Below are 14649 nucleotides of genomic sequence, written 5' to 3'. Positions count from 1 at the left end.
AAGTTTTTTGCGTCATCCACCTTACAAGTAAGGCTAAATCAGCGGCTCAACGAATTCTGTGATTTGCTTCCACTTCGGAAAAGTGAAACCAAACTTTTTTCATATTGCTATGAACACTCATTCATTAAGTCAATTTTTGATTGTCTCGTGAGAGACAATTTCGAATAACTTAATCTCTGTGAGTGCCCACACAGATTTGCTTGCCATATTGTTAAAGAGCGTGCCAATTCTATTAAGGCAGAAGCCTTTCAAATGGCGCCTTAGACGCTTAGGTCGTTTGGCTGAGGAGGCGTATTCTACACTCTCCAGTGGCGGCGTCAAGCGCTTATTTTAAGAAGTTTTTCAAGCGATGATTCTTTATACAAGTCACATCCAATAAAGCTTCTAAAGCGATTGTCACCTGAATCAAATCTCCTAAGAGTTTTAACTCTCTAACGCTGCTGCAAGTCCCGCTCTATCTAGCTTAACGCTGGGTAGGTGGCCTGCTGTGCCGTGTCAGTGAGGTCGCATTATAGGGAGATTTGATCTGAGCGCAAGCGCTTTTTCCTAAAATAAACGTCTTTTTTTAATGTTTTTATTTAGCCACAACTTAGTCACTAGTTACCCTCAGAGTTATCCACAAAACAGGCCTAAAGTGCTGTTTTTACATCCAAGGAGATACCTAAGTGAATTTAGCTTATATAGCGACTGCAACCTTTAGTGATTAAATTTCCACTTCTAATAGCTCGTCAGTTCGCGAAAGATTGGTTATGCCGTCATTCAAATGCAAGTTTGATACTAATCGGTGGCATTACAGCCGCTAACTTGCTGATGCCAGTGCTAGCCACTTGGTATTAGCACTATCGCCTCCTCCTTCTTAAAAATACTTAGAGCAGAAATAAAAAAGGGTGACTCAATGAGTCACCCTTTTAGCAATACGACAGCGTTATTAACTTAACTTACCGTGACACTGCTTATACTTCTTACCTGAACCACACGGGCAAGGATCATTGCGACCAACTTTCTCGCCATCGCGAACAGTAGGTTGAGTTGCCGCTAATGCAGCACTTTCTTCTGCGCCCACTATAGCTTCAGCTTCTGCATGTTGATAATCACGACGGATCTTGGCATCTTCTTGGCGACGACGCTCTTCCATCTCTTCAACATCTGATTGTGCCTGTACTTGTACTTTAGACAGGATGCTAATCACATCGTGCTTTAGTGATTCAAGCATTTGCTGGAACAACTCAAACGATTCACGCTTATATTCTTGCTTTGGATTCTTTTGTGCATAACCACGCAAGTGAATACCTTGACGCAAATGATCCATTGCAGAAAGGTGCTCCTTCCACAAACCATCTAGCGTTTGTAGCATAACGGCTTTTTCGAATTGACGTAGAACCTGTTCGCCTACCATCTCTTCTTTTGCTTTATATGCATTAACCCAGGTTTCGACAATACGCTCACGCAATGTTTCTTCATGCAGGTCGTCTTCTGTATCTAACCATTCTTGGATAGGAAGACTCATTGCATATTCTTGCTGTAGACGTTTCTCTAGACCTTCAACATCCCAAAGCTCTTCTACAGACTGACGTGGGATATATTGATCAACTAAACCATTAACGACATCTTCTTGAATGTTAGTAATAGTGTCTTGAATGGTTTCTGCATCCATCAACTCGTTACGCTGCGCATAAACCACTTGACGCTGATCATTGGCAACATCATCAAATTCAAGTAATTGCTTACGAATATCAAAGTTACGCGCTTCAACTTTACGTTGTGCGTTTTCGATAGCGCGAGAAACCCATGGATGCTCAATCGCTTCACCTTCTTCCATGCCTAGCTTCTTCATCATTGAAGATACACGGTCAGAAGCAAAGATACGCATTAAGCTATCTTCCATAGATAGATAGAAACGAGATGAACCGGCATCACCTTGACGACCAGAGCGACCACGTAACTGGTTATCAATACGGCGAGATTCGTGACGCTCTGTGCCTAAAATATGTAAACCACCAGCAACAACCACTTCGTCATGACGAATTTGCCAGTCAGCCTTGATCTTAGCTTTCTGTTCATTAGTCGGGTTAGCGAGCGCTTCAATTTCCATGTTCCAGTTACCGCCTAACACGATATCGGTACCACGACCGGCCATGTTAGTTGCTACGGTTACCGCACCGATACGACCAGCTTGAGCAACAATGTCAGCTTCACGTTCGTGGAACTTAGCGTTCAAGATCTCATGAGGGATCTTTTGCTTGTTCAATAAACTGTGTAGTAACTCTGATTGCTCAATCGAAACCGTACCCACCAATACTGGCTGTCCACGCTCACGGCAGCCAACGATATCTTTAACGATCGCGGCATACTTTTCATCGGCTGTTAGATAAACCAAATCAGGATTATCTTGACGTACCATTGGACGGTTAGTCGGTACAACTACGGTATCAAGTCCGTAGATGTGTTGGAATTCGAATGCTTCAGTGTCAGCAGTACCTGTCATACCAGCAAGTTTTTCGTACTGACGGAAGAAGTTCTGGAAAGTGATTGAGGCTAATGTCTGGTTTTCATTTTGAATATGAACCCCCTCTTTAGCTTCTACTGCTTGATGCAGACCTTCAGACCAACGACGACCAGGCATAGTACGGCCAGTATGTTCATCAACAATAACCACTTCGTTATCTTGAACAATATAGTCGACGTCTTTTTCAAATAAGGTGTGTGCACGTAGTGCTGCATTCACATGATGCAATAAAGAGATATTAGCAGCAGAATACAGTGAATCACCTTCTGCTAGCATGCCGCGTTCAGTCAATAAGACTTCGACCTTCTCTTGACCACGTTCGGTCATGTGCACTTGCTTTGATTTCTCATCTACAGAGTAATCACCTTCACCAATCTCATCTTCAGTGTCTTCTTTATCTTGAGCGATAAGATTTGGGATAAGGGTATTAATCTTAATGTATAGCTCTGAGCTATCTTCAGCCGCACCTGAAATAATTAACGGCGTGCGCGCTTCATCGATAAGAATCGAATCGACTTCATCGATTAGAGCGTAGTGAAGCGGACGTTGTACGCGTTCGTTTGGCGAAAACGCCATATTGTCGCGTAGGTAATCGAAACCAAATTCGTTGTTAGTACCGTAAGTAATGTCGGCGTCATAGGCAGCTTTCTTTTCGACCTGACCAAGACCGGCGACATTAATGCCAACCGTTAAACCAAGGAACTCAAAAAGTGGGCGGTTATTTTCAGCGTCACGGCCTGCAAGATAGTCGTTCACAGTAATGACGTGAACGCCTTTGCCGGTTAGGCCATTAAGGTAGGCTGGCAGGGTAGCGGTTAATGTTTTACCTTCACCAGTACGCATTTCTGCAATACGGTTACTATCCAAAATCATGCCACCAATAAGCTGAACATCGAAGTGACGCATATCAAATACACGCTTCGAAGCTTCACGAACCGTAGCGAAAGCTTCTGGCAGTACATCATCTAATGATTCACCGCCGTCTAAACGCTCGCGAAAGTGGAGGGTTTTTGCTTTTAATTCTTCATCCGATAGTTTTTCGTACTCTGCTTCAAGCGCATTAACTTTATTAACGACTTTACCAAATGCTTTAAGTGTACGATCGTTGCGACTACCAAATACTTTTGTCAGTAATTTACCAAACATCTGAACCACTTCTATGTTGTTGGCCAAGTCCCTTTGAGAGCCTGAAAGCCTATTTTATGATTAACCTGCCTTGCGGTAGACATACTTTTGCGGATCGATCTGCTGTCCACCACGCAACACTTCATAGTGCACATGAGGCCCAGTTGAGCGCCCTGTACTTCCCATCACAGCGATTTTATCGCCTTTAGCGACCACATCGCCCACATTTACTGACAAAGCTTTATTGTGACCATAACGAGTGCTCAGACCATTTCCATGATCAATTTCGACTAACTCACCATAACCAAACATCTTGTCCGCCCATGTAACGACACCACCTGCTGTAGCGATTACATCGACGCCCTCTTTCCCTGCAAAGTCGATACCTTTATGTATCGTTCTTTTGCCGTTAAAAGGATCATTACGTAAACCATAGGGCGAGGATAACCAACCTTTGTGGATTGGTCGCCCAGATATATAACGTTCTTCATCTATATGGAGATTAGATGCTACCGTTTCAAGTAGTGATAGCTGAACATTATTATTATCTATTCGAGATACCAACTCATCCATATCTGCGATAAGTAGGTCGAGCTCGATGTTAGTACCTATCTCACTGATACCACCAACACCGACTTCTGAAGAGAAATCAAATTGATCTTCTAATTGATTGTTAAGAGCAACTTGCTGACCCAGTGCTTCTAAGCGCGTGAGTTTAGCTTGCATACGAGCAACATGAGCCACCAACATCGAAAGTTGAGTTTCAGTTGCGCTCTTCAGGGCAATTAACTCATCTTTTTGTTGTTCGCGAGCCATACGCTCGCCGTCGACATTAGCTTGTTGCTGTGTAAGTTGCTTAGCATGGTGCTGATAAAGACCCGTACCTGCTGCGATGAGCAGTATTGGCAATAGCAACCAACGCTTTCCTGGTTGCCAGCGTGTGGCACCATTTCGACCTTGAATAAAAACTGTTACACTCATAGCCTAATTAAGCCATTTTATTATCATATGAAAAAGCCCCCTCAGGATCTCAGTCAGTTACTGCATCAGCAAGGCACTATGCCAAATCTAGCTGAGAAAGCAGAACTATTATTGCACTTAGATCGCTACGTGAAACAAGTGCTAACTGGTCCAGTGACAGAGCAACTAAAGGTTGCCAATTTACGCCAAGGGATCTTGGTGATTGAAACAACCACGGCTGCTTGGGCGGCAAGAATTAACTTCCAAAAACCCAAAATACTACAATTACTGCAAGCCGAAACGCTACCCATGCTTACCGCAATCGAGGTTAAAGTCAACCCAAGCTTGTTAATGTATGCAACAAAACCTAAAGTAGCTCACAACCTGATAAGTGAAACTGCCGCCGCTCATATTGAAGCATTAGCTGAACATACTGAGGGGACATTGGCGGTAAAACTAAAACGGCTGGCTGCATTAGCCAGCCGTTCAAGGCAATCTTAATTCGCGATTAAGCGAATACGGCACCCGCAGGTACCGAGAAGCTAACGGGTGCATCAGCTTCTTTTTCAAAGCTCACTATTTCCCATGCGTCTTGCTGTGCAAGCATGGCACGCACTAACTGATTGTTAAGTGCGTGACCTGTTTTATATGCGCAGAACTCACCAACAATGGCGTGTCCTGCCACATATAAATCACCAAAGGCATCAAGAATCTTGTGCTTAACAAACTCGTCCTCATAACGCAGGCCATCGGGGTTGAGGACGCGATATTCGTCAAGAACAACAGCATTTTCCATACTGCCGCCTAGCGCAAGATTATTGGCTCTTAGGTATTCAATATCACGCATAAAGCCAAAGGTTCTGGCACGGCTGATATCTTTAATAAAAGCAGACGATGAAAAATCCATAACCATATGCTGCTGACTACGCGCGATCTCGGGGTGATTAAAGTCAATTGCAAAATCAACTCTGAAACCTTTAAAGGGTTTCAACTCTGCCCATTTATCACCGTCTTCAACACGAATAGGCTTAGTGATTTTGATGTACTTCTTAGCTGCATTTTGCTCTTGAATGCCGACTGATTGCAGTAGGAATACAAAAGGACTCGCACTACCATCCATAATTGGGATTTCAGGCGCGTCAACTTCGATAACGGCGTTATCAATGCCTAATCCGGCTAGCGCTGCAAATAGATGCTCAATTGTTGAGATACGAACACCATCGTCATTAACCAATGCAGTACACATAGTCGTTTCGCGAACTTGCTCAGCAACAGCAGCGATCTCCACTGCTGGTGACAAATCAGTACGAACTAGCTTAATGCCGGTGTTAACTGGTGCGGGTTTAATGATCAACGTAACCTTGTTGCCGGAATGCAACCCGACTCCAGTTGTTTTAACCATTTCTTTCACAGTTCTTTGAAAAATCATGTACTTACCCGTTTTATCATCTCAACATAAAAAGCATCAGCTATACACTTTTCAGTCGTGCGTAGGCTATGCTGGTCGGATATCTTAGCATATCTTTGCAAATTAACCAAAATTCACTCAGCTTTAGGACAACACTTTAGTATTGACTTATATTTGTTAACTATTTATTAACACTTAAGTTAATCAGCTTGCTTACGCAAAAAAGCTGGAATATCTAAGTAATCAAGATCGCTCTTTTTCTCGGCCACTGGCGTTGCAACTTGTGCTTGCGCAGCTGCAGTATTTCCATGTGCCATCGTCGGTGCAATTGTTTCTTCAACAGCAATATTTTCAATACGCGTTTCTGTCGCAACGATTGGTTCTGGACGCAGAACTGGCTTTGAAACAAGCTGAATATCTGGCTTTTTCTCAGCACCGATACCCGTAGCAACAACCGTTACACGTAGCTCATCAGACATTTCTGGATCGATTACCGCACCCACTACCACTGTCGCATTATCAGAAGCATAAGCCTTAACGTGGTTACCCACAGTTTCGAACTCTTCGATGCTCATATCCATGCCAGCAGTAATGTTCACTAGTACACCACGCGCGCCAGCAAGATCGATATCTTCAAGTAACGGGCTTGCAACAGCTGCTTCTGCCGCTTCTTCAGCACGATCTTCACCACTTGCGACACCAGTACCCATCATGGCATTACCCATTTCAGACATAACCGTTTTTACGTCGGCGAAATCGACGTTGATTAGACCAGGGCGAGTAATAAGCTCGGCAATACCTTGAACCGCGCCAAGTAGAACGTTGTTAGCTGCAGCGAATGCATCTAATAAAGACGTACCACGACCTAGCACTTTAAGTAACTTTTCGTTTGGAATGGTAATCAACGAGTCAACATGCTTAGCAAGCTGCTCAATACCTTGGTCCGCGTAAGTCATACGCTTCTTGCCTTCGAATGGGAAAGGCTTGGTTACTACTGCAACGGTAAGAATACCTTCTTCACGCGCAATCTCGGCAACCACTGGTGCAGCACCAGTACCTGTACCACCACCCATACCCGCAGCGATAAAGATCATGTCAGATCCTTTGATTGCAGCACGGATACTTTCGCGATCTTCTTCTGCGGCCAAACGCCCAATTTCAGGATTTGCGCCAGCGCCTAAACCTTTAGTGACGTCACGACCTAGTTGAATCGTTGTTGTTGCCGATGACTTACGCAATGCTTGCGCGTCAGTATTTGTTGCAACAAACTCAACACCTTCGATGTTGTGCTTTACCATATGCTCGATAGCGTTACCGCCACCACCACCGACACCGATGACCTTAATCACCGCCTCGTCTGTATGACTATCCATGATCTCAAACATGGTTTTCTCTCCGTTCTGCCTGCGTTATTAACTAAAACTCGCCTTTAAACCAACTCTGGACCCGATTCCAAAGACTGGTGACCCCTTGTCGCTCAGGACGTTCGAACTGACGCTCGATGACTCTGCGCGCGCCATAGTGAAGCAGCCCGACTCCAGTAGAGTAAATAGGCTGGTCCACATATTCATGTAAACCTTTAACGGGTAATGGTTGTGCCATTCTTACTGGCATACCAAATGTTGCCTCAGCGATATCGACCGCACCTTCGATAGACGAAGTACCGCCGGTAATCACAATGCCCGCTGCAACTTGATCTTCTAAACCACTGTCTTGCAGCTGTTTGAGGATCAATTCAAATAATTCTTGGTATCTCGGCTCTACCACTTCAGCTAGCGTATGACGCGACATGCTGCGTGATGGACGGCCGCCTACCGATGGAACTTCAATGCTATCTTCACGGCTCACCATCGCACTGCGAGCGCTGGCGTGCTGTACTTTTATCTGTTCAGCATGCGACAAAGGCGTACGAAATATCTTAGCGATATCGTTTGTCACTTGATTACCCGCTACTGGCACAACGGCGCAGTGGCGTAATGCGCCATTGGTGTAAACAGCAATATCTGTAGTACCACCGCCGATATCGACTAAGCAGACACCTAAATCTTTCTCATCATCCGTTAGCACCGAATCTGCTGATGCTATCGCCGAAAATACTAAGTCATCAACTTTAAGACCACAGCGCTCAACACTCTTGGTGATGTTCTTAGCCATGTCATTGGCGCAAGTCACAATATGAACCTTGGCTTCCATACGCATGCCAGACATACCAATCGGACTCTTAATGCCGTCTTGAATATCGATAGCATATTCTTGCGGCAATACATGCAAGATACGTCGCTCTGTTGGAATTTTAACTGAGCGGGCCGTATGAATCACATTGTCGACATCTTCTTGAGTCACTTCTTCGTCGTTGATCGACACCATACCGTTTTCGTTCTGACATTCAATATGTTTGCCAGAGATACTTAGATAAACTGAAGAGACTTGGCAATCAGCCATTAACTCAGCTTGATCCAGTGCTCTTTGCACGCTGCGGACGATAGAGTCGAGATCGTTTACACCGCCCTTGTCCATACCTCTTGAAGGATGGTTTCCAAGGCCGACAATACTGATCTCACCGTCAGGCAATACTTCACCAATGATCACAGCGACTTTTGATGTCCCTATGTCCAATCCCACGATCAGATTTCTATCTAGATTCTTGGTCATTACTTAACGGCTCTCTTTTTGTGCATCATCCCAACCTACGGCTAAACCTGTGTCGTAGCGCAAATCCACAATAGCTACCCGTTTTTCTTGCTTAGCAAGTTTTGGGTAGACGTGGATAAATCTTTGTATCCTTGCCATCTTGTCTTCTCGACCCAGCTCCAGCTTAATGCCGTTATTGAGCTCAGCGTGCCAAGCATGCCTTGGGCTTAAGCTTAAACTTTGTAAGTTAAAGCCATTAATTCTTAATAATTCACCGAGCTGTTGATACGTCGTTAGCACCGACTTACCTTGTTCCTCAGGCCCCGTCAATAAAGGTAAATTAGGTATACCTTCTTTCACTGGCGCATCAAACACTTCGCCGTAAATATTGAGCCAGGCATCACCATTCCAATGTGCGACTGGCTTTTGTTCAACCAAATAGACTTTTAACTTGGCTGGCCACTCGCGCCTCACCGAGGCTTGGTAAACCCAAGGTAACGCTTCTAACGCTTCCTGCACTTGAGCCACGTCTGCTGAAAAAAAGCTCCGCTGCATTAAATCTTGTAATGCAATTTGGATCTCTTCATCGTCGGTGTATAACCGCTCCCCTTTAATCGCAACTGCTTCAATCGGTAACGCATCAGCATCATTTAGCACGGTATTGAGTTTCATCACTGCCATCGATAAACCTATCAATACGCACAGTAAGAACGCCAAACCAAAACACAAATACCAATCGGCTTGCGACAGCAAAACTCGAATACGTTGACCTTTCTCGCCCCAAGACACCTTTAGGCTTCCTTTTGCAACCGTAAACGCAGAAAACCGGCCATTATATAGCCCTTATCCCAAGCGTCAAAATTTGATGGGTAACTTAAGCTATATAACTCTAAATTACACATTTTTTTCATTGGTCGCGCTAACATCGAAGCCAAGGTTAACATCAGCCAAACGACGCGATAACACACCAATATTACCTGCGCCTTGAGTCAACAATAGGTCGCCATCTTGCAAGATCTCCGGCAAGACAGTTTCAAGCTGCTCACTACTGGCCACAAAAATAGGTTCAACTTGACCACGAACACGAATAGAACGGCACAATGCACGACTATCAGCTCCCGGAATGGGGGCTTCACCTGCGGCGTAGACATCCAGCATCAATAGGCAATCAACTTGCGATAAGGCTTCGACAAAGTCTTCATACAAGTCGCGGGTACGACTATAACGATGTGGCTGATAGATCATAACTAGGCGACGCTCAGGCCAGCCCAGTCTTGCAGCCTTAATCGTTGCAGCGACTTCGCTTGGGTGATGACCATAGTCATCAACCAACTTGATTTCACCCTTAGCTGTACTGAACTCACCAATTTGCTGGAAGCGACGACCAATACCTTGGAACTCAGCCAAGGCTGCTATGATCGCCTCATCTTCAATTTCATCTTCGCTCGCCACAGCAATAGCGGCTAGCGCATTCAATACGTTATGCTCACCAGGCAAGTTAACTGACAATTGTAAGTCTTCAAGCCCAGCGCGGCGCACAGTGAACTCACAGCTATAGCCCGTTTGTTTAAAATCTAATGCCTGTACATCTGCATCTTCACTAAAACCGTAAGTGACGATACGGCGGCCAATGCGTGGAATAAGTTCACGTACAATGGGGTCGTCAATGCAGACAACGGCAACACCGTAAAAAGGCAAGTTATGCAGGAAATCAACGAAAGTGGTTTTAAGCTTTTCTAGGTCGCCTTCATAGGTGTCCATGTGATCAGCTTCGATGTTGGTGACAACACTCACCATCGGCTGCAGATGCAAGAAGCTTGCATCGCTTTCATCCGCTTCAGCAATCAGGTAGCGACTGTGACCTAAGCGTGCGTTAGTCCCGGCGCTATTAAGCAAACCACCAATGACAAATGTCGGATCTCGTTCAGCCTGAGCATAGACACTGGCGATTAAGCTCGTCGTTGTGGTCTTACCGTGAGTACCCGCAACCGCAACGCCATGGCGATAACGCATCAGCTCGGCTAGCATTTCTGCACGGCGCACCACAGGGATCCGCAACTCTTTTGCCGCAACCAGCTCTGGATTATCAGCACTAATCGCTGTAGAAACGACGACGACGTCTACACCTTTAACCTGGCTTGCATCGTGACCAATATAGATAGTCGCACCAAGTTGCGCTAATCGCTCAGTTACCGGACTTTCAGCGATATCAGAACCACTTAGCTTATACCCTTCATTAACAAGCACTTCCGCAATACCACCCATACCGGCACCACCTATTCCAACAAAATAGATGTGCTTAACCCTGCGCATTTCAGGGATCATGGATCTTAGCTGCGAATACTTCTCTGCTTTGTTACTCATCTCAACCCTTCTCAGCCAGGCGAATACAGACGTTAGCCACTCTTTGAGTTGCATCTAAAATCGCTACGTCTCGAGCTCGCTGGCCCATATTGCATAATTCTTGTTTATCTGATGCCAGCATCGACAATTTAGTCATCAATTTGCTGGTATCGACTATTGGCTGTGGCAACAAAAATGCCGCCCCTGCGTTAACTAATACTTTGGCGTTCTTAGTTTGGTGGTCATCCACGGCATGCGGATAAGGCACCAGTAAACTCGGTAAGCCTACTGCCGCTAATTCTGATACGGTTAACGCACCTGAACGACAAACCACCACATCAGCCCAGCGATATGCAGCTTCCATATCATCAATAAACTCGGCGACACTAACGCTACCATCTTGGCCCAATCGCTGATACTCAGCTTTAACCGTCGCCAAGTTATCTCGACCAACCTGATGCCACACCGTCATAGAGTGGGTTTTACTCACCCCTTCTAAAACACTTGGCATGAGATCATTAAAAATCTTTGCGCCTAAACTACCGCCAACAACTAATACCTTTAACGAATCATCCTCACAGGCTTGTTTACGCTTTTCACCTAAGGCTATCAACTCTTTACGAATTGGGTTACCCACGGTTTCAGCCTTAACATCGGTAAAGGTGCCGTCAAATGCACAAAGCACCTCTGATGCGATTCGTGACAGCAAGCGATTGGTCATTCCCGGAATCGCATTCTGTTCATGCAAAACGAGAGGGATACCGCAAAGCTTGGCAGCAACGCCACCCGGACCACTGGCAAAACCGCCCATGCCCATAATCACATCTGGCTTAAAGCTTTTGATAACCGCTCGAGCCTGGATAACTGAGCGCAGAATTTTAAATGGCGCAGCAAGTTTTCGAATCAAGCCATTGCCACGCACCCCTTTGATGTCGATAAAATCGATATCAAAGCCATATTGCGGAACCAATCTCGCTTCCATTCGCTCAGCGGTACCTAACCAACGTACTTTCCAGCCCTGCTGACTTAAATACTTAGCAACTGCTAGCGCAGGAAATACATGGCCGCCAGTACCACCAGCCATGATTAAAATGCGTTTTTCTTCAGCTTGGTTAGTCATTAATTCACTCATTGTTTACTTGTCCGGCCTTCTACGGCCTGAATAACACTTAATCTTCTTTCATAATCTATGCGGATAAGCAGCATTACCGCCGCAGTCATTACCCATAAACTACTACCACCATAACTAATAAATGGCAGGGTTAATCCTTTCGTTGGCAACATGCCGATACTAGCACCCACGTTTACCACCGTTTGAAAGCAGATCCAGATCCCTATGCCATAGGCGAGGTAACCTTCGAACGCTCTTTCTAAGGCTAAACACATGCTGCCCAGCTTAATCGCCCGCAGTGCCACAAATAGCAGCACGGCTAATACGGCGATAATGCCGATAAAGCCAAGTTCTTCACCAATAACAGCAAAGATAAAATCGGTATGCGCCTCTGGCAGGTACTCTAGTTTTTGAATACTGTTGCCTAATCCCTGCCCAAACCAGTCACCCCGCCCGTACGCCATTAATGACTGAGTTAGCTGATAGCCACTCCCAAACGGATCTTGCCATGGGTCTAAAAACGATGTCACTCGACGCATACGATATGGCTCTAATAATACCAATGCAATAAAGCCCAGAACCCCGGTTAAAATCAGAATAAAAAAGTCGAGTAATCTCGCTCCGGCCAAAAAAAGTAAACCTACCGTACCCACAAATAATACGACTACGGTACCCAAATCTGGCTGCATCAATATCAAAAATGCGTACACCCCGAAAACTAAAATTGGCTTAATAAAACCAAAAGCATTTTCTCTCACTTCTTGATGGCGCCGTACTAAATACCCCGCCATATAAATTGCAAAAGCAAACTTAGCTATCTCGGCGACCTGAATACGAATGGGTCCTATCGATAACCAGCGCGTAGCTCCATTAACGGTCGTGCCAACAAACAGCACCGCTACCAGCATGACACCAACGATGACTAGCAGCAACGGACTAAAGTGTTGCCAGTGGCGCATCTCTATTTGCAACATCACTGCGGCAATAATCACGCACCCGATAAGGTAAGCACCGTGACGCCACACAAAATGAAACGGGTTACCCGTTAACGTTTGTGCCTCTGGCATAGAGGCCGACATCACCATCACAAAGCCGAAGCTTATCAGCGACAACACCGCAAATAACAAGGCTCTGTCATACAACTGCATTCCAGGTGCTGGTGTCTCATTAAACAAATTCGGCAGCGACCACTTAAAGCGATTGCTAAATAAGCTGAACGGCTTGTCGCTACTCGCCATGAAGCGCTGCTACCAAACTGCGAAACTCTTCTCCGCGTGCCATATAGTTAGGGTACATATCCAAGCTTGCACATGCGGGCGACAAGATGACGATATCGCCTGCTGTTGCCAGTTTATGCCCAACAGCAACAGCCTCCGCCATTGTGGCGACCTTTATCGACTCAGGCTTTAAAGCTGCAATTTTATCACCGTCTTTACCTAAGGTGATTAACTTACTGACTTTGGCTAACACAGGCTCAAGACTGGTTAAATCAGCGCCTTTACTATCTCCACCTGCTATAAGAATAAGCTCACCTAGATGATCGCTCAGGCCATCAATTGCCGCGACAGTAGCACCCACATTGGTCGCCTTTGAGTCATTGATGTAGGTGACGCCCGCAAGCTCGGCTACCGTTTCACAACGATGCACCATACCAGAGAATCGCTTAGCAACCTCAATCTGAAACTCTCGCTTAATACCTGCTGCAGTCGCTAATGCCATAGCAGCAATAATATTAGCGAGGTTATGGCTACCGATTAGTGCCACATCGCTAACAGCCATAATTTGGCTACTACCCTGCACTATCATGCCGCCTGCTACTCCCCACGCATCCACTTCTGGCGCATCTAAACCAAAGCTGTTTTGGTTGGCAGGGTGATTGGGGATCGTTGCGGCATCTTCGCGATTAAACAGCACCATCTTGGTTTGGTCGTATAGCTTCAGTTTTGCCTGGCGATATGACTCTAGATCGCTATAACGATCCATATGGTCTTCACTAATGTTAAGGCAAGTTGCCGCCGTACAATGCAAACTATGAGTGGTTTCAAGTTGAAAACTTGATAACTCTAGAATGTATAAATCTTTAGGTTCGAGTAATAGATCCAGCGCAGGCACGCCTATATTGCCGCCAACGGCATATGAGCAAGCACTCGCTTTGGCCATTTCGCCCACTAAGGTCGTCACCGTAGTTTTACCATTTGAGCCAGTAATACCAATAACCTTGGCTGATGTATTTGCCACTTCTCTCGCGAAAAGTTCTACATCACCAATCACCTCAATTCCCATATCAAATGCAACGCGAACCTCAGGAGTTTCGCATGCTATGCCGGGACTGATGACGATCTGCTGTGCCTGTACTAAATAGCGACAATCAAATCCACCAGCGACTAGCTCGACTTGAGGAAACTCAGCAGCCAGAACATCAGCTCCAGGAGGTTGAGATCGGCTGTCCATTACCAAAGGGACAATACCTTGCGCACACAGGTAACGTACAACAGACAAGCCTGTTGCACCTAAACCTAAAACGATGTGTGAATATTGCTGCGCCATATCAGACCTATTTAATCT

At 45.5% G+C, this 14649-nt stretch carries 11 protein-coding genes; 1 reads left to right on the top strand and 10 read right to left on the bottom strand.

Annotation, left to right across the window (positions count from 1 at the left end):
- Positions 1 to 928: 928 nt before the first annotated feature.
- Together secA and ACVBIL_RS02610 are read right to left on the bottom strand one after the other, a co-directional pair.
- Positions 929 to 3652: a preprotein translocase subunit SecA gene (gene secA, locus ACVBIL_RS02615; protein WP_447165432.1), complete on the bottom strand. Its 2724-nt coding sequence runs from the start codon at positions 3650 to 3652 to the stop codon at positions 929 to 931.
- A 60-nt stretch (positions 3653 to 3712) separates the two neighbouring features.
- Entirely contained in the window at positions 3713 to 4612 is a 900-nt protein-coding gene (locus ACVBIL_RS02610; protein ID WP_447165431.1) for a peptidoglycan DD-metalloendopeptidase family protein, read from the bottom strand.
- A 27-nt stretch (positions 4613 to 4639) separates the two neighbouring features.
- Between ACVBIL_RS02610 and ACVBIL_RS02605 the strand changes: the two genes are divergently transcribed.
- Positions 4640 to 5092: a DUF721 domain-containing protein gene (locus ACVBIL_RS02605; protein WP_447165430.1), complete on the top strand. Its 453-nt coding sequence runs from the start codon at positions 4640 to 4642 to the stop codon at positions 5090 to 5092.
- 7 nt (positions 5093 to 5099) lie between these two features.
- Here the strand turns inward: ACVBIL_RS02605 and lpxC are convergent, their stop codons facing one another.
- The 8 genes from lpxC to murD all read right to left on the bottom strand — a co-directional run bounded on the left by lpxC (position 5100) and on the right by murD (position 14631).
- On the bottom strand, positions 5100 to 6020 hold the full coding sequence (gene lpxC / locus ACVBIL_RS02600; RefSeq protein ID WP_447165429.1) for a UDP-3-O-acyl-N-acetylglucosamine deacetylase: 921 nt from the start codon (positions 6018 to 6020) through the stop codon (positions 5100 to 5102).
- A gap of 179 nt (positions 6021 to 6199) precedes the next feature.
- Complete coding sequence (ftsZ, locus tag ACVBIL_RS02595) at positions 6200 to 7384, bottom strand: cell division protein FtsZ (protein WP_447165428.1); 1185 nt, start codon at positions 7382 to 7384, stop codon at positions 6200 to 6202.
- 31 nt (positions 7385 to 7415) lie between these two features.
- On the bottom strand, positions 7416 to 8651 hold the full coding sequence (ftsA, locus tag ACVBIL_RS02590) for a cell division protein FtsA (RefSeq protein WP_447165427.1): 1236 nt from the start codon (positions 8649 to 8651) through the stop codon (positions 7416 to 7418).
- A gap of 3 nt (positions 8652 to 8654) precedes the next feature.
- Positions 8655 to 9419: a cell division protein FtsQ/DivIB gene (locus ACVBIL_RS02585; RefSeq protein WP_447165426.1), complete on the bottom strand. Its 765-nt coding sequence runs from the start codon at positions 9417 to 9419 to the stop codon at positions 8655 to 8657.
- 105 nt (positions 9420 to 9524) lie between these two features.
- The gene (gene murC, locus ACVBIL_RS02580; protein WP_447165425.1) at positions 9525 to 10994 is read right to left on the bottom strand and encodes a UDP-N-acetylmuramate--L-alanine ligase; all 1470 of its coding nucleotides are present in this window, start codon (positions 10992 to 10994) and stop codon (positions 9525 to 9527) included.
- Position 10995: 1 nt separating this feature from the next.
- On the bottom strand, positions 10996 to 12093 hold the full coding sequence (gene murG, locus ACVBIL_RS02575) for an undecaprenyldiphospho-muramoylpentapeptide beta-N-acetylglucosaminyltransferase (RefSeq protein WP_447165424.1): 1098 nt from the start codon (positions 12091 to 12093) through the stop codon (positions 10996 to 10998).
- An 8-nt stretch (positions 12094 to 12101) separates the two neighbouring features.
- Entirely contained in the window at positions 12102 to 13322 is a 1221-nt protein-coding gene (gene ftsW / locus ACVBIL_RS02570; RefSeq protein WP_447165423.1) for a cell division protein FtsW, read from the bottom strand.
- Positions 13312 to 14631, bottom strand: a complete 1320-nt coding sequence (murD, locus tag ACVBIL_RS02565; protein ID WP_447165422.1) for a UDP-N-acetylmuramoyl-L-alanine--D-glutamate ligase — start codon at positions 14629 to 14631, stop codon at positions 13312 to 13314. Before murD ends, ftsW begins: the two co-directional genes overlap by 11 nt.
- Positions 14632 to 14649 lie beyond the last annotated feature (18 nt).

This window comes from Shewanella sp. 125m-7 (assembly GCF_052977045.1).
Note: the sequence above shows the minus strand (reverse complement) of the source record. Positions and strands in the feature narration are given on the sequence as shown.

Excerpts from the sequence above, each read along its gene's own strand:
- ACVBIL_RS02605 (WP_447165430.1), top strand. The coding sequence starts at position 4,640 with ATGAAAAAGCCCCCTCAGGATCTCAGTCAGTTACTGCATCAGCAAGGC.
- ACVBIL_RS02610 (WP_447165431.1), bottom strand. The coding sequence starts at position 4,612 with ATGAGTGTAACAGTTTTTATTCAAGGTCGAAATGGTGCCACACGCTGG.
- ftsZ (WP_447165428.1), bottom strand. The coding sequence starts at position 7,384 with ATGTTTGAGATCATGGATAGTCATACAGACGAGGCGGTGATTAAGGTC.
- ftsW (WP_447165423.1), bottom strand. The coding sequence starts at position 13,322 with ATGGCGAGTAGCGACAAGCCGTTCAGCTTATTTAGCAATCGCTTTAAG.
- murG (WP_447165424.1), bottom strand. The coding sequence starts at position 12,093 with ATGACTAACCAAGCTGAAGAAAAACGCATTTTAATCATGGCTGGTGGT.
- lpxC (WP_447165429.1), bottom strand. The coding sequence starts at position 6,020 with ATGATTTTTCAAAGAACTGTGAAAGAAATGGTTAAAACAACTGGAGTC.
- murC (WP_447165425.1), bottom strand. The coding sequence starts at position 10,994 with ATGAGTAACAAAGCAGAGAAGTATTCGCAGCTAAGATCCATGATCCCT.
- ftsA (WP_447165427.1), bottom strand. The coding sequence starts at position 8,651 with ATGACCAAGAATCTAGATAGAAATCTGATCGTGGGATTGGACATAGGG.
- murD (WP_447165422.1), bottom strand. The coding sequence starts at position 14,631 with ATGGCGCAGCAATATTCACACATCGTTTTAGGTTTAGGTGCAACAGGC.
- secA (WP_447165432.1), bottom strand. The coding sequence starts at position 3,652 with ATGTTTGGTAAATTACTGACAAAAGTATTTGGTAGTCGCAACGATCGT.